The sequence below is a fragment of the Massilia cellulosiltytica genome (genome assembly GCF_047325105.1).
Lineage (GTDB): Bacteria > Pseudomonadota > Gammaproteobacteria > Burkholderiales > Burkholderiaceae_D > Telluria > Telluria orientalis.
The window spans coordinates 4316152-4335420 of sequence record NZ_CP168562.1 but is presented as its reverse complement, the minus strand read 5'-3'; the positions used below and the strand labels follow the sequence as shown (position 1 = coordinate 4335420).

The 19269-nt window shown below is 63.6% G+C and carries 11 protein-coding genes; 8 read left to right on the top strand and 3 right to left on the bottom strand.

What is annotated here, in order from left to right; all coding sequences use genetic code 11:
* Window positions 1-166: 166 nt before the first annotated feature.
* From ACEN9H_RS18800 to ACEN9H_RS18790, 3 genes are all read left to right on the top strand, one after another.
* Complete coding sequence (locus tag ACEN9H_RS18800; RefSeq protein WP_413671631.1) at window positions 167-1300, top strand: cyanophycinase; 1134 nt, start codon at window positions 167-169, stop codon at window positions 1298-1300.
* Window positions 1301-1374: 74 nt separating this feature from the next.
* Complete coding sequence (pbpG, locus tag ACEN9H_RS18795; RefSeq protein WP_413671630.1) at window positions 1375-2226, top strand: D-alanyl-D-alanine endopeptidase; 852 nt, start codon at window positions 1375-1377, stop codon at window positions 2224-2226.
* Between the two features lie 132 nt (window positions 2227-2358).
* On the top strand, window positions 2359-3768 hold the full coding sequence (locus ACEN9H_RS18790; RefSeq protein ID WP_413671629.1) for a DUF389 domain-containing protein: 1410 nt from the start codon (window positions 2359-2361) through the stop codon (window positions 3766-3768).
* Window positions 3769-3877: 109 nt separating this feature from the next.
* Here the strand turns inward: ACEN9H_RS18790 and ACEN9H_RS18785 are convergent, their stop codons facing one another.
* Entirely contained in the window at window positions 3878-5107 is a 1230-nt protein-coding gene (locus ACEN9H_RS18785; RefSeq protein ID WP_413671628.1) for a glycoside hydrolase family 27 protein, read from the bottom strand.
* A 607-nt stretch (window positions 5108-5714) separates the two neighbouring features.
* Here ACEN9H_RS18785 and ACEN9H_RS18780 point away from each other — a divergent pair.
* Together ACEN9H_RS18780 and ACEN9H_RS18775 are read left to right on the top strand one after the other, a co-directional pair.
* Window positions 5715-6845 carry a substrate-binding domain-containing protein gene (locus ACEN9H_RS18780; RefSeq protein WP_413671627.1) on the top strand — a complete coding sequence of 377 codons (1131 nt, stop codon included), beginning with the start codon at window positions 5715-5717 and terminating at the stop codon, window positions 6843-6845.
* A gap of 119 nt (window positions 6846-6964) precedes the next feature.
* Window positions 6965-9301, top strand: coding sequence for a dockerin (locus ACEN9H_RS18775; protein ID WP_413671626.1), 2337 nt, complete (start codon window positions 6965-6967; stop codon window positions 9299-9301).
* Window positions 9302-9478: 177 nt separating this feature from the next.
* On the opposite strand, the gene ACEN9H_RS18770 is transcribed toward ACEN9H_RS18775, so the two are convergent.
* Window positions 9479-9673 (bottom strand): hypothetical protein, encoded by a 195-nt coding sequence (locus tag ACEN9H_RS18770; protein WP_413671625.1) that lies wholly within the window; start codon window positions 9671-9673, stop codon window positions 9479-9481.
* 707 nt (window positions 9674-10380) lie between these two features.
* On the opposite strand from ACEN9H_RS18770, the gene ACEN9H_RS18765 reads away from it, so the two are divergent.
* The 3 genes from ACEN9H_RS18765 to ACEN9H_RS18755 all read left to right on the top strand — a co-directional run bounded on the left by ACEN9H_RS18765 (window position 10381) and on the right by ACEN9H_RS18755 (window position 16134).
* Window positions 10381-11637, top strand: a complete 1257-nt coding sequence (locus ACEN9H_RS18765; RefSeq protein WP_413671624.1) for a hypothetical protein — start codon at window positions 10381-10383, stop codon at window positions 11635-11637.
* Window positions 11638-11679: 42 nt separating this feature from the next.
* Window positions 11680-14829, top strand: a complete 3150-nt coding sequence (locus tag ACEN9H_RS18760; RefSeq protein WP_413671623.1) for a TonB-dependent receptor — start codon at window positions 11680-11682, stop codon at window positions 14827-14829.
* 144 nt (window positions 14830-14973) lie between these two features.
* Window positions 14974-16134, top strand: coding sequence for a helix-turn-helix domain-containing protein (locus tag ACEN9H_RS18755; protein WP_413671622.1), 1161 nt, complete (start codon window positions 14974-14976; stop codon window positions 16132-16134).
* Between the two features lie 19 nt (window positions 16135-16153).
* Here ACEN9H_RS18755 and ACEN9H_RS18750 read toward each other — a convergent pair whose 3' ends face one another.
* Complete coding sequence (locus tag ACEN9H_RS18750; RefSeq protein WP_413671621.1) at window positions 16154-19243, bottom strand: family 43 glycosylhydrolase; 3090 nt, start codon at window positions 19241-19243, stop codon at window positions 16154-16156.
* Window positions 19244-19269 lie beyond the last annotated feature (26 nt).

Below are 19269 nucleotides of genomic sequence, written 5' to 3'. Positions count from 1 at the left end.
CGAGCGCAAGGATAGGGGGCCTCACTTAGCGAATACTTAGCCCGCGGCGCAGTCGAATCACGCACCCTGCGGCAGCGGTATGGAGGCATACTGATGGCGCTGCCGGTAACCGTGACCTGGCGTAAACATGACCCAACGCACCCGATCCGATCCTCGTCGATTCGCCATGCTTCTGGTGGGCTTTCTGCTGTTCATGTGGTCAGGTGCCGTACACGCGGACGGCGACGATTTCCGCTATGTCGCAATCGGCGAGCCGCAGGCCAGTATCGCGTTGCCGGTGCGTCATCCCGAGACAAGCATCGTCCTGATGGGCGGTGGCCAGGACGTCGACCAGGCCTTTCGCTGGATGATACGCAGGGCGGGGATCAAGCCGGGCACAGGCGGGCGCTTCGTCGTGCTGCGGGCCAGCGGGGCCGATGGTTACAATCCGTATATCTACTACAGCGGTCCCGGCAACAAGACAAGCGAACAGGCGGAACCTTACTGGGTAGGCGGAGCGGCATTGGGCCTGAGCTCGGTCGAGACCCTTGTCGTTCCCAGCAGGGCCGCCGCCGACGATCCATTCGTCAACGCCGTCGTGCGCCGCGCCGACGCCATCTTCATCGCAGGGGGCGACCAGAGCCGGTATATCCGCTTCTGGAAAGGAACCGCGCTCGAGCGCAGCCTGAACGCCTTGCTGAACCGGAACATACCGATCGGCGGCACGAGCGCCGGCCTCGCCATCCTGGGCGAATATGCGTTCGCCGCGTTGCAGGGCACGATCGATTCCGCGGCGGCGCTGTCCAACCCGTTCGATCCGCGTATCACGCTCGACCCCGACCCGGCCGACCCCGGCAAGAGCTTCCTGGTCCCCGAGCCGATGATGGGCGTGCTGACGGACTCCCACTTCGTCCGTCGCAAGCGGATGGGGCGCCTGATCGCCTTCCTGTCGCGCCTGGGTGGCGGGGAGGGCACCGGCTGCTTGGGCAAGTTGTCGGCGGCGCAAAAGAACCTGGCCGGCGTACGGGGCATCGGCGTCAGCGAACAGGCGGCCCTGCTCATCGAAAGTACGCCGGACAAGCACGACTATATCGCCCGCAGGGTCAAGAATCCGTGGAGCGACGCCGAGGGCGCCGTGTATTTCGTGCGTCCGCTGGCGCCGCCGATCGAATGCGAACCCGGCGTGCCGCTGTCGATCGACCGGGTCGAGATCAGGAAGCTCGCGGATTCCCGGACCGTGTTCAATCTGACCGACTGGTCCGGCGTGGACGCCTATACGGTCAGCATCGATCACGGTCACTTCGACATGCCGCCTTACTGATTTCCTGACGCTAAGAGTTTGCTAAGTCGGCCTGCCTACCATGGCCGGGTTCACCCAACTGCCGATCCGGCGATATGAAAATCCTTGCCTCTCTCTTGCTGGCGCTGGCGTGCCTGTCAGTGCCGTTCCACTCCGCCCAGGCGCGCCACGCCCGCGCCGCCAAGGTGGCCAGGATGGTGGCGCTGAAGTCCAGTGCCGTCCTCATCCTCGATCCGAAGACGAAGGCGGTCCTGTACGGGAAGAATGCGCGGGCCGTGATGCCCATCGCGTCGCTGACCAAGCTCATGACGGCCCTGGTCGTGCTGGAAGCGAGGCAGGACATGGCGGAAATGTTGAAGGTGACGGATGCGGACGTCGACCGTCTCAAATACTCGTCGTCGCGGCTGCGCGTCGGCACGCGCCTGTCGCGCGCGGCCATGCTGCACATTGCGCTGATGAGTTCGGAAAACCGCGCGGCGTCGGCCCTCGGACGGCACTACCCGGGCGGAACGAAGGCATTCGTCGCGGCCATGAACGCGAAAGCGCGGGCGCTGGGCATGCGGCGTACGCGCTACGTGGAGCCGACCGGCCTGTCGAGCGCCAACGTCTCCACGCCGGAAGACCTGGCCCGGCTCGTCGTTGCCGCCGAACGCCATGCGCTCATACGGCGTTATTCGACGGACCGGCAGTTCACGATCCGCCAGGGCCCGGAGCGTACCGTCTACCACAACACGAACCGGCTGACCGCCAGCCGGCGCTGGAAGATCCGGCTGCAGAAGACAGGCTATATCTCGGAGGCGGGCCGGTGCATGGTCCTGCACGCCACCGTCGCGGGCCGGCCGACGGTCATGGTGTTCCTCGACGCGCAGGGAAAATTTTCCCGTGCGGCCGACGCCAACCGGGTGCGTGTATGGCTGGCCAGAAACCGGCTCGCGGCGCGCGGCTGAGTCCGCACTTGCCGCGATTGTAACCAGGGCGGCAATCGTGCAACGATTTGATGCTTCGCCGCAAGAAATGTTTGGACAAATGCGACGCGTGGGCGAAAATTCTCCGGTTATCCTCCGTCGTCCACCGATTTCATGAACGCACCCGACACCCAACCCCCGCCGCCATCGCTGCGCGCCGCCATCGCCCACCGTTTCAGCCTCCACGACGACAAGGCGGACGACGCCGAGATCGACCGCGCCATCCGTGCCGGCGTGGAGCTGCAGGGCGCGACCCTGTGGATCCTGATGCTGGCGATCCTGATTGCGTCCGTCGGCCTGAACACCAACTCGACCGCCGTGATCATCGGCGCCATGCTGGTGTCGCCGTTGATGGGGCCGATCGTCGGATTCGGCTACGGGATCGGCATCCTCGATTTCGCGCTGATCCGCCGCGCGCTCGCCAACCTCGGCATCGCCGCCACGATCAGCCTGGGGACGTCGACACTGTATTTCCTCGTCACGCCGCTGGCCGAAGCGCAGTCGGAACTGCTGGCGCGGACGACACCCTCGCTGTGGGATGTCCTGATCGCGCTGGCGGGCGGCCTGGCCGGCATCATCGGGCAGACGCGACGCGAAAAATCGAACGTGATCCCCGGCGTGGCCATCGCGACGGCGCTGATGCCGCCGTTGTGCACGGCCGGCTACGGCCTTGCCAACGCGAACTGGTCGGTGTTCGGCGGCGCCTTCTACCTGTTCTCGATCAACTGCGTGTTCATCGCATTCGCGGCCGTGATCGTCATCGACTTCCTTCGTCTGCCGCACCGGAAATTCATCGACCCGGTGAAGGAGCGCCGCGTCAAGCGAGCATTGCTTGCGGTCGTCCTGCTCACCGCGCTGCCAAGCATCTGGCTGGCGGCGCGTCTCGTCGACAACGAGGTCTTCGGCAGCCGCGCGCGCGAGTTCGTGCGCAAGGAGTTCAACGCGGCGACGGTGCACGTGCTCGAGACCCGCGTCGCGCCCGGCACGCACGACATCGAAGTCACCCTGATCGGCACGCCGCTGGCCAGGACGGCGATCAAGGCCATCGAACAGAGACTGGCATCCGCCGGCCTGGCGAACGCGCGCCTGTTCGTGCACCAGGGCGAGGTGCCGCACGTCGAAAGCCAGAAGATCGACGTCGGCAGCCTGAAGGCCGACATCCTGGCCGACATCGTGCGCAACAACCAGGACGCGCTGCAGGACAAGGATGCCACGATCGAGGCCTTGCGCCGCCAGGTGACGGCCCAGCAGGGATGGGTGGCGCAGGCCGGCGCGGTAACGCGCGAGTTCGAGGCGCAGTATCCGCAATGCGGCGACGTCCTCGTGGGCAAGGCCGCGCAGGATGGCGCGGATGCCACGGCGCCGGTACCGTTCCTCAGCGCGACCTGCCGGCGCATGCCGCGCGCCGACGAGGTCAAGCGGATCAACGCGTGGCTGAAGGTCCGCAGCGGCATGTCCGACGCCAGAGTGGTTCTTGTCGCCGGACGACCGCAGACGGTACGACCCCCCGCGCCGGGTCCATGATGGAACCTGGGCGGCGTCGGCTCATGCGTCAGGTGCCCGTGCGTCGGACGCCAGCACCTTGTCCTGCAGGTCCGGCGCATCCGCCCGGCGCGGGCTCCGCTTCCACGCCCTATGGTTTCGCAGGGCCCGTCAAGAGCAGCATCAGCACGCTGTGCGGCGCCAGCCGCGCTTCCAGTTTGGCGCTGGTGTCGCCCGTCTTCTTGCTCCACAGGTCGGACCAGCGGTAGACGGTCTGCTTGAAATCGGCTGACCGGTTGTTCAGGTCGTCGATCAGGACTTGCTTCTTCCAGTCGTGGTGAACGTCGGCAGGCTGGTTGGAGCGGTTCAGGAACATCAGTGCCCACTGGCCGCCGTCGAGCGGCTTGGCATAGACTTCCAGCGGACCGTCGGCAAGGACGCGCAGCGCCTGCACACCCAGCTTGTCCTGGTTCACCGCGATCACGCCGCGGTTGGTCAGGATGCGGCGGGTCGACTCGGACATGGAGCGCAGGTCGTTGCCCAGGATGAGGGGCGAGGCCATCATGGCCCAGATCGACAGATGGGCGCGGTCTTCATCCTCGCTCATGCCGTTGCCCACTTCGAGCATGTCCATATCGTTCCAGTGGCCGGGCCCTGCGAACTTGCGCAGGCCTGCTTGCTTGTCGAGGATGCGCAGCACGCCCAGGCCGGTCGAGAGGCCGGGACTGAATTCGCAGTCGAAGCAATTATAGATATCGGGTGTGGTGCGCCACGAATGGCCGACCTGGCCGGCCCACTCCCAGGGCTTGCTCATGCCCCATTCGCACAAGCTGAAGAGCATCGGACGGCCCGCCTTGGCGATCGCGTCGCGCATCGTGGTGTAGGCCGCTTCAGCGTTCATGCTCGGGGTGTTGCACCAATCGTACTTGACGTAATCGATGTCCCAGCTGGCATAGGTCCGCGCATCCTGATACTCGTGGCCGCGGCTGCCGGGACGGCCGCCGCAGGTGGTCGCGCCGGCGTCCGAGTAGATGCCCAGCTTGAGTCCCTTGCCATGTACATAGTCCGCCAGCGCCTTCATGCCGGATGGGAAGCGCTTGGGGTCGGGCTGTATATTGCCGTCGGCGTCACGCTGGCCTTGCCAGCAATCGTCGATGTTCACGTACTGGAAGCCGGCGTCCTTCAAGCCCTGCTTGACCATGGCGTCGGCGGTCTCGCGGATCAGGCGCTCGTCGATTTCGCAGGCGAATTTGTTCCAGCTGTTCCAGCCCATTTGCGGGGTGCTGGCCAGGCCCTCGGCCTTTTGAGCCCAGCAAGTGCCGTAGGCGGCGGCACCCAGCAGGACGCCTAACACGAGCTGCGCCGTGCGTTTGGTGTTCATCTTGATTCCTATCATTATGCGGATGTTTGAAAGTTTGCGTTCGTATGGGCGGCCAGCACGCTTGCCGTGACCGCCGCGACGGCAGGGTCGGGCATTGGCCGCCTATTTTGTGTCCGGGGCCGTGGGCGGTAGCGGAACCTGGCCTGGGCCTGAAGCATAGGCAATCCGTCGTGGACAACGATATCGGCGGCAATCGAATTTCTAGCAATCCGCAGAAATTGCAAGCAATCTTAACCACAGTGAAAATTGGTCGAGGCAGCTGGATCCCGGCAGCCGTAGCAGGAACAGCCCGCCGATAGCGCTCCGCCGGAACCACGCGCCTGAACACTGCGGCTGAACCGCTGCCATCCAGGACCGCGCGAGGCGCGGTCATCCCACCCCTGCCAGTCTCCATGGCGCCGGCCGCCACGGCCGATTTCTACTGTGGCCGACATCGCTTGCAATTTCTGCGGTTTGCAAGAAATTCGCTTGACAGCGATATCGGTGCCCGTGCGGACCGGCCTATGTTTCACACACGGGCCCGATTCCGCGACCGTCTTCCGTTCGCCATGGTGCCCGAACCCGGCACCCAGCCGATGCTGGGAATCGGCCCGCTGAGGTTTCGGAAATGTTTTCCAAACACACAAATAAAATGGACACGAAGAAAGTACAGCGGATCGCACTGTTATTCAACGCGAACAAGATATTCGATTACGAAGTCATTGCCGGCATTGCCGCCTATTTTGGAAGTACGGGGGCGGCCTGGGATATCTTCCTTGAAGAAGATTTCCGATTGCGCCTTGCGGGCATCGAGCACTGGCAGGGCGACGGCGTTATCGCCAACTTTGACGATCCAGCCGTGGCAGAAGCGTTGTCGCGCTGTAGCGTACCGGTGGTCGCAATTGGCGGTTCCTATGCCGACCCGTCCAATTACCCGGCCGGTGTGCCCTACGTCGCGACCGACAATATCAAGCTGATCGAACTGGCACATCAGCATCTGATCGATGTCGGCCTGCAGCGTTTCGCCATGTTCAGCGTTCCCGCCACCGCGGAAAACCGCTGGGCGCAGGAGCGCGAGAATGCCTTCCGCAGCCTGATGCAGGGCGACCGCCTTGAAGCGGAGATATTCCGCGGCTGCGAAACCAGCGTCCATTCGTGGGACGAGGCGGTCCTGGGGCAGATTGACTGGTTGCGCCGCCTGCCCAAACCGGTTGGCATCATCGCCGTCACGGACGCGCGTGCACGCCAGCTCATACAGGCCTGCATTATCGCCAACATCGAAGTGCCGGAACAGGTGGCGATCATCGGCATCGACAACGACCCGCTGGTGCGCAGGCTCACCCGCATACCGCTCAGTTCCGTGATCCAGGGCGCGCAGGATATCGGGCGCGCGGCCGCCCGTCTAATGGGGCAGATGCTGCACGGGGTGTGCCCGCCGCAGACGCCGATCGTGGTGCCGCCGGCCGGCATCAACGTGCACGCATCCAGCCAGTACCAGCTGATCAAGCATCCGAACGTGATGCGCGCGCGCCACTTCATCCGCCAGTATGCGTGCCAGGGCATCAGGACCAAACAGGTGGCCCAATACGTGGGCGTGTCGCGCTCTACGCTCGACGCCGTGTTTCGCCAGGAGCTGGGATGCAGCGTGCGCGACGTGATCCTGAGCTTCAGGCTCAGTGCCGCCCGGGCCGGCCTGGATAGCGGGGATTGCAGCAAGGCCGACGTGGCGCTGAACAGCGGCGTTACGTCTATCCAGTAAGTGCGTTGAACCAGGCGTTTTTTGAAGCTGACTTCCGCAACGATTGTGGCGCCGGCCAGCGTGGCGGAGCTACGTTCGCTACCGGAAAACGTCAAGCCTATCCTATTTGAGGAGACAATATGTTTCGGAAGCATAATTTCATCGTCCCGACGCTGGTCGCGGCGCTTCTCGCCGGTTGCAGCGGGGGCAGCACGACCCCCGGCGCGTCCGGCACCGCGCCGGCCCTCGCCGCCACCACCGGCTCGGCCACCAGTTATGCGAGCGTGAAGTGGGCCGGTGGCGGCTACGTCACCGGTCTCGTCTACCATCCGACGACCGCGGGCCTCATGTACGCACGCACCGACATCGGCGGCGCCTACCGCTGGAATGATTCAAACGGGTCGTGGACGCCCATCACCGACGGCATCGGTTTCAGCGGGGGCGAGAGCGAGTTTCACGGCGTCGAAAGCATTGCCCTCGATCCGGCCAACGACCAGCTCGTCTATCTGGTCACCGGCGTGTATACGAAAGACGGCGGCGGCAACCCGATCAACGGCCGTATCTATGCCTCCAGCAACCGCGGCCTCACCTGGACGCACTACGACCTGCCTTTCCCGGTGGGTGGCAATGAAGGCGGCCGGGCCATCGGCGAACGCCTGAAGCTCGATCCCACCAATCCGTCGACGATGTTCTACGCCTCGCGCACGGCCGGCCTGTGGAAAAGCACGAACTCGGGTCAGACGTGGACCCAGACGGGTCTGTCGAGCACCGTGCTCACGGGCGCCCAGATCCAGGCGATCGGCGCCGTGAAGGGCGTCGAGCAGATCATGTTCGACAACTCGAACGTGGGTGGCGGCCAGACGACCTGGATCATGTATGCCGCCGTCGCGCCGGACTACGGCCAGGTGGCGGGCCTGACCTCGATCCTGTACAAGTCCGTCAACGGCGGCTTTTCGTGGACGCCGGTGTCGGTCCCGTCGAACGTGTCCGGTTACTACGTCCCGCACATGGTGCGTGCCAGCGACGGCATGTACTATGTGGTATTCAACCAGAACGCCGGCGAGGGCGCCGGCGGTCCCGGCTACCTCTACAAGTTCGGTGGCGTGGCCGGCAATGAGTCCTGGACCCAGCTCTCCAGCATCACGACCGGCGGCGGCTACGGCGGTGTGTCCGTGTACGGCACCGGCTCGACGGCCCGTATCGCGCTGGCCGTGACCGGAACCTGGAGCGCCGCCGGTCCTGTCGTCCAGCTGTCCGACAACGGCGGCAGCACCTGGCGCGAAATCGCGGGCGGCATGCTGCATTACGGCGGACAGTTCTGGGGCTGGATCGACGACGTCGAGATCGATCCAGTCAACCGCGACCACATCATGCACGTCACCGGCGGCGGCGTCTGGGAAACCTGGAACGCGTCGTCGGCCACGCCGAGCTGGGACTTCCCGAACAACAACCTCGAGGAGACCGCCACCCTGGCCATCGTCACGCCGCCGGCCGGCGCGCCATACAAGTTCGTCAACAGCGCAGGCGACATCGGGACATGGGTCCAGACCGACCTCGCGACGACGCCGACCAGGGGCCCTCTCGCCGATTGGAACAATGGCAACTACGCGGACGTGCTGTGGTCTGATCCGAATTACATCGTCGGTGCCGGCCTCAACAACGCAACGCAACCAAAAAGCGTCTTCGGCTTCTGGTCCGGCGACGCCGGCAACTCGTGGTCGAACTTCGCGACCCTGCCTGCGGGCGCGGCAGCGAACGATTCCGACAACGGGAGTATCGTGACCACGTCGCGCAACAACGTGATCTGGGCGCCGTCCGGCTCGGTGCCATCCTATACCACGAACAATGGCGCGAGCTGGACCGCGACCAACCTGCCGGCGCCGGCAAACCCCGGCGGCTGGGCTAACGGCTATCGCCTGGTCGTCGACCGGAAGAATCCGAACAAGGTCTATGCGTACGATTCGGGGGGCGCATTCTGGGGGCCGGCGGGCAAGGTCTACGTCTCGACCGATGGCGGCCACAACTTCACGCTGAGCCAGGGCTCGGTGTCGGCGAACCTGTATCACAACGCCTTTGATCTCACGTCGATGGTGGTCAACCCGAACGTCGAGGGTGACCTCTGGCTGGCCGACGGCAACGCCGTGTACCACTCGACCAATTCGGGGTCGACCTGGACCAGGCTGAACGGCTTCGCGACGGTCGGCGACGACGGCGCGCGGGGCCAACTGCATGGCGCCAGCGTGATCGCCCTGGGCAAGGCACAGGCGGGCAGCCCGTACTCGGCCGCGATCTACGTCGTGGGTACGATGAATGGCGTATGGGGCTTGTACCACTCCGACGATGGTGGTGCGACCTGGGCGCGCTTCAACGATGATGCGCACCAGTACGGCGGCATCGGCGCGATGGCGGGCGACTGGAACACCTACGGGCGCGTGTACTTCAGTGGCGCCGGCCGCGGTCTGATCTACACCAACTGAGTCATACGTCCCAGACGCCGCCAATGACCGCTGCGGCACCGCAAACGTGCCGCAGCGGTCTTTCGATCTGAACCGCAGCTTGCAACCGGAGCGCCGGTGTCGTCTGGCCGCGTGCATCGAGTCCCTTTGCCATCTTGCACCTGATGAAGTCGCTACCGGGTCGAGCATGGCCCCGGCTTATGCTGGCCGGTCCAGTCCCTCCAGATCGTCCCCCTCGCGCGCATGCTTGCGTGGCAGCTTTTCGACCAGCGGCAGGCAATGTATTTCTTCGAGCCGGGCATCCCGGGCAGGCAGGTGGTCGGCGCTCCAGTCCACCGCATCCACGCGATATTTCTTCAATGCAACAAAGTCGATGCGGGGCGCGCCGGTCATCCGCTCCCTGGTTCCACGAGCGGCCTGTGGCGTGGCAGCCAATTCTTCCGGCCCGCTTGCCTGACCGACGCCACCCGTCACGTCCGATTTTTACTCTAGCTGACATTCCTTGCAATTTCTGCGGAGTGCAAGAAATTCGATTACCGGCGATATCGTTGCCCATGAGGGACGGCCTATGCTTCACACATGGGTTGGGCTCCGCAACCGCCTCCCGGCCGCCGACGATCCTGGGCTTCACACATGTCCGCTCTCCTCCGTGGCGGGTTTCCGCAGCGGTTTTATGGGGCAGCTTTGGCTGCCCCTTTTTTCGGAGCCGCCCAGTACGCGGGTAATTGTTTCAAATATATAAAGATCAAGATATGTCGATACAGCGCCATCGAAGCGCCTGGTTGACCGGTATCGATAATAAAAGCAGGGAGACAAGACGTGCACCTCAGGCTCATTGCATGCAGCAGCAACCGGTCCGCAAACCTTTCGCCGTCCCGGCGTACATCATGGCGCGCTGTTTTTTTTCGCGTTTTTGAAAACGATTTCATAACGCCGGCGACGCTCTGCCAGTCCGTACATCCTTGACCAGTACCGACCTCCCTGCCGCGAATGTCGAGCGAAGCGGGCAGGGAGCAATCTTTTCTTGTCATCGGCGCAGCCGGTGCCGAGCAACTTCAGCAAACAAAAAAGAAAGGAAGATTCCAATGAGGAGACAAACCATGAGATTCCAGCTGACGGCAGTCGGACTGGCCTGCGGCATGTTGTTGGCCGGCTGCAGCGGCGGCGGCGGTTCGAGCGACGGCGCGAAGGCGCAATCCATTTCGTTCCCATTCGTGGGCGGACCGACGCTCGCCGCGCCGCCCGAGGTCGCGACCGTCCAGCTGACGGCGACGGCGAGCGGCGGTGGCGAGGTGACCTTCACGTCGAATACGCCGGATATCTGCACCGTCAACGGCGCTACGCTGTCGCTGATCAAAGCGGGCGAGTGCTCGGTGACCGCAAACCAGGCGGGTGGCAACGGCTACACCCCCGCCTCGGAAAACCAGATTTTCGGCATCCCCAAACGGTCGCAGACGGTAATCTTCCGCAATCCAGGGGCGCTGCCGCTGGATTCGACGCCGGTTCCGCTGGTCGCCACGACCAGTATTGCGGGCAAAGCCGTTACCTTTACGTCCAGCACGCCCACGGTCTGCACGGTCAGCGGCAATACGATGACCAAGGTCGACAACGGGCTGTGCAACATCACGGCGCAGGTCGTCGATGATATCTATGCCCCCGGCACGGTTGTCCGGAGCATCCCGATCGGCACCGCGCAAGCGGATGCGCTGACGTTCCTGAGCGGCTACAAGAGCACCGACCAGACCAATGAGTCGGGCAGCATCGAGACCTACGCCGGCAGCAGCGCGGACGGTTGGTGGTGTGCCACGAACTGGTGCGGCCGCACCGTGCCCACCGACGGCAGCAGCTTCACCTGGTACTACAACATCCAGCCGGATTCCGGCAATGGACTGGGTGGCTACATGGGCGTCAAGCTGCTCGCGGGTGGCCTGGCGAAGCTCGTCGAGAACGGCGACACGCCCGCTGGCGCACGGATCGATGCCCAGACGGCCCTGAAGTTCAAGCTCGCGCAGAACCCTGAATGGTTCGGCAACGGCAACAACGGGGTCGATATCAACCTGTACCTCGGCCACTTCGCCGTCAAGGACGGCAAGGCCTGCAACGTGAAGCTGCACGCGACGGTAATGCCGACCGCTGCAGCCGCCACCAGCTACAGCGTCGATCTCAAGGACAAGTTCGCGATTGCGGAATCGTGCGGCCTGACGGGACTCGACCTCTGGACCGAGTTGCAGGATTACCCGATCGCGCAGGTCGAATTCTCCGCAGTGAGCGCGAACGCCTCGATGGCGACCGCGGGTACGGACAAGCTGACCTACTCGACCCAACTCACGCTGACCGGCCCCATCACCTTCCAATGACCGCGGACGGCGACCAAGGTATTTAATAAAAGGATATAAATAATGACGAGAATTGAGACGAAGATCGTGAGGAAACCGATCAAGATGACCGCGCTGTCGTTGGCGGTGGCGCAGGCCGCACTGGCCTGGGGCGGCGCGGCGCATGCGCAAACGGCGCCGGCCGGCGACCCGCCTACGCAGACGGTGGTCGTGAGCGGCCAGCGCGCCGCCATGCAGTCGGCGCAAAAACTCAAGCAGAACGCCGAGGAAGTCGTCGATGCCGTCGTTGCGGAAGAAGCGGGCAAACTGCCGGACAAGTCGATCACCGAAGTGCTGCAGCGCGTCGCGGGCGTGACGATCGACCGCAACCGTTCGCGCGGCGACCCGGAACACTTCTCGGTCGAAGGCTCGGGCATTTCGGTGCGTGGCCTGACCTGGGGTTCGTCCACGCTGAACGGCCGCGAATCGTTCTCGGCCGGCTATCCGGGCCGTGAGCTGAGCTGGGGCGACATCCCGCCGGAACTCATGTCCGCAGTGGTCGTGCACAAGAATCCGCCCGCCGAGCTGGTCGAAGGCGGCGTCAGCGGTCAGGTGGATCTGCGTACCGCGCTGCCATTCGACTACAAGGACGGCAAGGTCGCCCTGTCGGTGAACGGCAACTATAATGCCCTGGGCAGCAAGAAGTCGCCGGGCCTGTCGGCCCTGGTGTCGAAGCGGTGGAATACCCGCACCGGGCAATGGGGCGCGTTGATCGACCTGTCTGCCAACCGCACCAATTCCCACAACGATACGGTTCAGGTGGATGCGTATTTCCCACGCACCGACATCGTTGACAGCCAGACCGTCTGGATCCCGAAGTCCGCGTCTTTCCGCACCAACACGAGCCAGGTCGACCGTGCAGGTGTCTATGGCGCGCTGCAGTGGAAGAACAACGGCATGGAATCGGCACTGACGTACTTCCATACCGGTTACAGGTCGGCCAACACCGAGAACGCCACGTTTACGGCCGTCGAGTCGCCGTACCTGGTCAAGCCGCTCGATCCGGTTTTCAACCAGAACGGCATCTTGCAGAAAGGCCTCTACACTTACCCGATCGGCGGCGTGGGCGCGAACAGCTTCGCGGCCGGTGGCCTGGGTTACCAGTCCGACACCGGCTTCGACACCAGCAAATCGCAGACGCGCGAGATCGCCTGGAACTTCAAGTGGAACATCAACGACCGCTGGGCCATCCAGAGCGACTTGCAGTGGGTGCATGCGACGAACAGCGGCGAGGGCAACGTCATGACCTTGGGCACGTTCGTGCCGAACCTGGGCATCGACTTGTCGGGCAGTCTGCCGAAGGTGACGTTCGACGACAATGACCGCGCCTTCCTGGCGAATCGCGACAACTACTACATGAGCTTCATGATGCCGTCGATGACCAAGGCCAGGGGCGACCTGTATGCCTGGAAGACGGACGCGCGTTTCCACTTCGACGACGACGTGCTGCGCGACCTGCGCTTTGGCGTGCGCCTCACCAAGCGTACGGCGGTCCGCTCCGACGCCTCCGGTGGCATCGGCGGCTGGAAGAGCATTGCCGAGCCATGGTCCGTCAACGCGACGAAAGTGCCGGGCACTCTGCCTCTGCTCGCGGACAAGGGCTGGCAAGCACGCCCCAACGTCAGTTACTTCAGCGATCCGCGCTACGGCAACCTGGTGCAGACGTCCTCGTATACGTTCCCGACTTTCTTCAATGGCAAGATTCCCCAGGTGCCAACGATGGTCGTTCCGGACCCGGCCTTCGTCCGGAACCTGGCCAATAATGCGAAACTCATCCCGGCCCTGCAGATGCAGTGCCAGGACGGCAACGCATACTATGGCACCAACAATGATTGCTCGACCGCGGATGGCGGCTGGAAACCGCTGGCCTACAACGACGACCCGGCCCAGACCAGCAGCCAGCAGGAACGCACCGAAGCCGCCTACGGCCAACTGCGTTTCGGCTTCGACAACTTGCGCTTCCCCGTCGAGGGCAACCTCGGCGTGCGTGTGATCCACACGCGCAGCGAGTCCCACGGCTTCACGATCTTCAATCCGACGTATGGCTCGAACGCGTCGGAGGTGATCCCGCGCTTCGCCGCGATCAAGGACCCGGTGAATGCGTCGCAGCAGTACGTCGACGTGCTGCCCAGCCTGAACCTGAAGGCCGACCTGACGGACAAGCTGCAAACCCGTTTCGCGTTCGCCAAGTCGATGTACCGTCCGCCGTTCGACAACCTGAACGAGTACATCAACCTGAACCAGAACATCACGTCGGGCACCGGCGCCGAGGCGGGCACCATCAAGAGCATCAGCTACACGGGCAACGACCGGGGTAACGCCAAGCTGAAGCCGGTCCGTTCCAACAACTTCGACTGGACGCTCGAATGGTATCCGGGCAACGGTTCGTCGCTGACCATGGCCGTGTTCCGCAAGAATGTGCGTGACATCATCTTGAACACGGCATTCACCAGGACCTACAAGAGCCTGGCGGGCAACGACCAGGCGTTCCTGATCACGGGGCCGGACAACGTCGCCAAGGGTTCGGTGACGGGCCTGGAACTGGCGGGCCAGACCTACTTCAACAATGTGCCGGGGCTGGACCGCATACTGCCGGACTGGGCCAAGGGCTTCGGCATCTCGGCGAACTACACGTACATCGACAGCAAGCAGGACCTGTACCATCCGTTCACCCAGAAGTATTGCCCGGCGAACGGATCGTTCAACAACAGCTCGCTGAGCCTGTACGGCTGCGACACCAACGGCCTGCCGTTCACGTCGTTGCCGATCCTGTACCTGTCGAAGAACGCGTACAACCTCATGTTCCTGTATGACCGCGGTCCGCTGTCGGCGCGTCTGGCCTATAGCTGGCGCAGCCGCTTCCTGCAGGGCGTGGGTGCGAACGGCACGGGCGGTGACAATGCCACGAGTGCCGATCCGGACCGCGCCGCCGCGAACGGCGGCACGGCGCCGACGGATGTGGGCTACGGCCTGCCGACCTGGCAGGAAGCGACGGGCCAGCTGGACTTTGGCGTGGACTACAGGTTCAACGAGCACATCTCGGGCAACTTCTCGGCGAGCAACCTGACGGACATGGTCGTGCGCCAGACGCAGCAGCAAGGCATCGGCAACATGCCCCGCGCCTGGTTCGAGCCGGGCCGCAGCTTCCGCCTGAGCCTGCGTTACACGTACTAAAGGAAAAGGCGGCCCCGCCTGCGGGGCCGCCCCTGCCTCTGCGTCGACAAGCCGGGCCCGGTGCGGACCGGCTTTATTCGCTGGTATGCGGCTTGACCGCCAGGCCACCGGTTCGCCACTGTCGGGCCTGCCACCTTCATTGACATGCACCCGCTATATTCAAAAGCATTGGTCCGGCTGGTCCTGCTTCTCGGCATCAGTACACTGACCGGGTATGTTTGCGTCAGCCGCAGCCATCACCGCGTCCCGTTGTTTGGGCAGGCAGATTTTTCCTGGCAGTTGCGAACACACAAAGGCAACGACGCGACAACCAGCCTGGATGCGCGAGTCGATGCCGCGCGCCTGATCATGGAGTTCGTCCTGTCAGGCAGCAGCTCCAGACCCTATGTAGCGAGCGGCCTGCTCTTCAGAGACAGCAACGGCAAACCGGCATTGCTCGACTGGTCCAGATTCGACAAGATCAGTGTCGAGGCACGCTGCCTCCCCGCCGGTACCATCCGGATCAGCCTGGCCACCTTCGATGACAAGCTGTCCAGAGTGGATGATCTGATGACCTACCGTTCGCCGTCGGCATACATTAACTGCGATCAGGACGGGGCGCATGCCGAACTCGATCTGGCGCATTTGACTGTTCCGCAATGGTGGGTCGACTCGAACAAGCTCAACCCATCCGACCTGGGCTACTCGCTGGCCAAGGTTGCGCAGATCGAAGTGGGCACCAGCACCGCCAGCGGCGTCGGCGTCCCGTCGCGTATCGAAATCGCGAACATCGAATTGCACGAGCGGAAATATGGCTACCTGTATTTTCTCGCCGCATTCCTGACGGTCGCCTGGGCTGGTTTCGGGTTCTGGTTCGTCAGGCAGTACGCCGTGGTGTTGGCCAATGACCTTCATGCGCGGATGCAGAAGGACGTGCCGCCGGTGGCGTACCAGCAGCTGGCGCTGGAGACACACCGGGAAAAAGGCAAATCCGCCATTCTGCGATTGCTGGCGACGCGTTATGCGGATCCGGGACTGGATCTGGAGACCGTAGTGGCGGAAACCGGTGTCAACCGCAATAAGGTCAACGACATATTAAAGGCGGAAACAGGCTACACCTTCATCGGTTACGTGAACAAGCTCAGATTGACCGAAGCAGCGCGCCTGCTGGTGGAAAACACCGGTGCCAGTATTGCAGAAATTGCCTATTCGGTCGGCTACAGAAACTCCTCGTATTTCATCAAGCTCTTCAAGCAAGAATACCAATGCACCCCGAAGGCATTCCGGGATGCATGCAAAAAGGACGCGCGCGAGCCGGCCCGATAAGGCCTTCCGCTGGCTGCGGTCAGCGGGAGACCCCGCTTTGACCGATCCGGTAGTAGTCGAAGTCGACGCGGCCGCCGGCGGTCTGCGTCGAATAATAGAAGAGCGCGTAGCGGTAACCCATGAAGTGCGGGAAGGTATAGGTAAGGCGCGAGGGACGCCCGATCGGGGTCCAGGATTTGCCGTCGAGGCTGTAGGAGAAGCGGGCGACTTCAGGCGCCCCCGGTATGCCATAGGTCTTGGCGCCATTCTCGTCTACGCCGAAACGGGCATCGTCAGGCGCGGACTGGAATTCGCATTCGACCTTGAGGTGAACGGTTTTGCCGGAAAGGGGAATGGAGGCGACCTCCTCGGGCTGGCCGGAGTCGGCGCTCACCATGACGAGCGACCTGGCGCCGGCGCTCATCTTTACGCCGACAAAACCGTATTTTTTCTGAAAGGCGGCAAGGCCGGTCCAGTCGCCGTCTTTCATGCCGCTCACGTCGATGCTGGTGGTGGCGTAACTGTCAGGGCCAAAGGTGCGCTGGGTGAGGGTATTCCTCGCCTCAGGCAGGCTGGAATCGACCCGGCTGGTGACGAAGCTCAGGTAGCCGGGGCGCTTGGTGAGCGACCAGTTACGCGGCTCGGGATTGTGATTCCATTGCCAGGCGAGTGGCAGGGCGGGGGCGCCGGGCGAGCGGTCGAATTCGTCGGAGGCGACGATACCGGACGCGCCCGAGCGGCCCTGTCGGCCGGCGGGGATGTCGAGCGTCATGGGCACTTCGCCGTCCTGGCCGAGCACGGGCCAGCCGTCCTTCCAGGTCACGGGCACGAGGTAGGGAACGCGACCGACGGCGCCGTTGTCCTTGAAAAGATAGGCATACCATTTGCCTTCCGGGGTGTCGATGAGGCCGCCCTGGGCGATACCGCGATCATCGAGCGCGATGCGGCCCTCGTAGGGACCGTCGATCTTGTCGGCGCGGTGGACGATGACGGTGCGTGCCCAGCGGGTCTTGGGCGAGGCGATGTTGAAGAGGTAGTAGCGGCCGTTGATCTTGGAGAGCTGCGAGCCCTCGGCTTTGAGTCCGCCCTGGTCGGCGCCGAAGAGGGCATTGGCGTTTTCGATGATGACCTTGTTGACGCCGCCGGGCTTGAAGCCAGTGAGATCGGGTTTCAGCTCCCTGAGCGAGATGCGGCCGCCCCCGAACACCATGTAGACACGACCGTCGTCGTCGAAAAACAGGCTGTGGTCACCCAGCGCGGGCTCGAAACTCGTTTCTTTCCACGGGCCGCGCTCCGGATTGCGCGTGGCGTAGATATGGGTGCGTCCTCCAGCGGTGGCGGAGAACGTCGAGGCATAGAACATGCCGTCGTGGTAACGCAGGCTGCTGGCCCAGGAGCCCTCACCGTAGGCGTTCTTGCCGTTTTCGAGGCGGAAGGCTTCGTTGTCGGCCAGGGTGTCATAAGCGTACGAGGCCATGCTCCAGTTGACCAGGTCCGTCGACTTCATGATCGGCAGGCCCGGGCTCATGTGCATCGTCGTGCTGCTCATGTAGTAGGTTTTGCCGACCCGGATGACTGCGATGTCCGGGACGTCGGCCCAGATCACGGGATTATGGGCACGATCCGCCTTTGCCGCCGGGCCGGGCCGGGGCGCGCCGGAGTCGCGGTCCGCCGGCAGGTCGTGGTGCGCGAATTGCCAGTAATCGAACTTGAAGAGTTCTTCGCCGGCCGCACCGCGGAACACGAAGAAGACATCCTGGACGCCGGAGGCGCCGGAGACCCGGACCGACTGCGGCTTCCATTGGCCGCCGGTTCCCGAGACCGGCAGCGTGCCGATCAGCTGGCCGTCGAGCTTGCCCAAACGAATCTCGATCTTCGCCCCGGAGGCCTGTTTCGGCTTGGCCGTGCTGGAGAGGCTGGCCATGAAGGCGCGCGCGCCGGGCGCGCCGAAATCGACATTGCGCACCTGGATGTAGGCCCCGTCGTGGATGTCGCGCACATTCTGGCCGCCGGCGCTGCTGGGTTCGATTTTGACACCGGACGACCACGCAATGGTCTCGGCTTCGACGCGCTTGTAGGGATCGAGGGTGGCGACCGGTGCCGGGCCTTCCCTGGTCGGTTGCACCAGCGGGACCGAGCCGTCCGGGTTGAACTTCAACTCATCGACGGCCACGGAACGCTTGAAACCGTCGCCTCCCGGAAGCGCGGCATTGTGGTAGAAGAGGTAGGTCTTGCCCTTGAAATCGACCACGCCCGGGTGGTTGGTGAACGCACTTTGCGGGGTCATGACGACGCCGCCGTAGGTCCACGGGCCTTCCGGTGTGGGGCCGGTGGCGTAGGCGAGATGCTCGGGGATGGGACCACCTGCAAAAAACAGGTAAGAGAGATTCTTGCGCTGATAGAGCCAGGGACCTTCTTCGTAGGACGTGCCGCGCAAGGCGCGCTTCGGAAGCGTCGTGCCTTGCGTGTCCGGAGGATTGCGCTCGCCCAGCGCCTTGACGGTCATCGGATGGCGAATGATGCCATTCTCCCCGACGCTCGTGTCGTAGGAAATCATGTCCTTGTTCAGCTTCACCGACCACAGATTCGGATTGCCCCAGGCGAGATAGGCCTGGCCGTCGTCGTCGATGTAGACGGTCGGATCGATGCTGTCGTACAGGCCGCCGGCGTGGCCGGCGATCAGTGGTTTCTTGATGGGATCGGTGTACGGGCCGAGGGGATTGTCGGCCACCAGCACGCCGATGCCCCGGCCTTGCACCGGGGCGTAGAGATACCATTTGCCATCCCTCTCGATCACCTGGGGCGCCCACGCGCCATTATCAAAACCGTCCCAGCCGGAAATCTCCTTGGCGGCCCAGGCGAAATCCCGCAGGGAGGCGATCGCGCCATGCTGGGTCCAGTTCACCATGTCCGTCGTCGTGGCGAGCACCCAGTCCTTCATGTTGAAGTTGTTTTTTTCGCCGACATCCTGGTCGTGGCTGGAAAACAGGTAGAGCGTGCCCTGATGGACCATGGGTGCCGGATCGGCCGTATACATCGTTTGAATAATCGGGTTGTGCGCGAATGACGCCGCGGGCAGCGCAGCCAGTACGGACAAGAGAACGAGAGCGGGGCAGTGTGTCTTTTTCATGAATGTCGGAAGTGAGGTGTGGAACG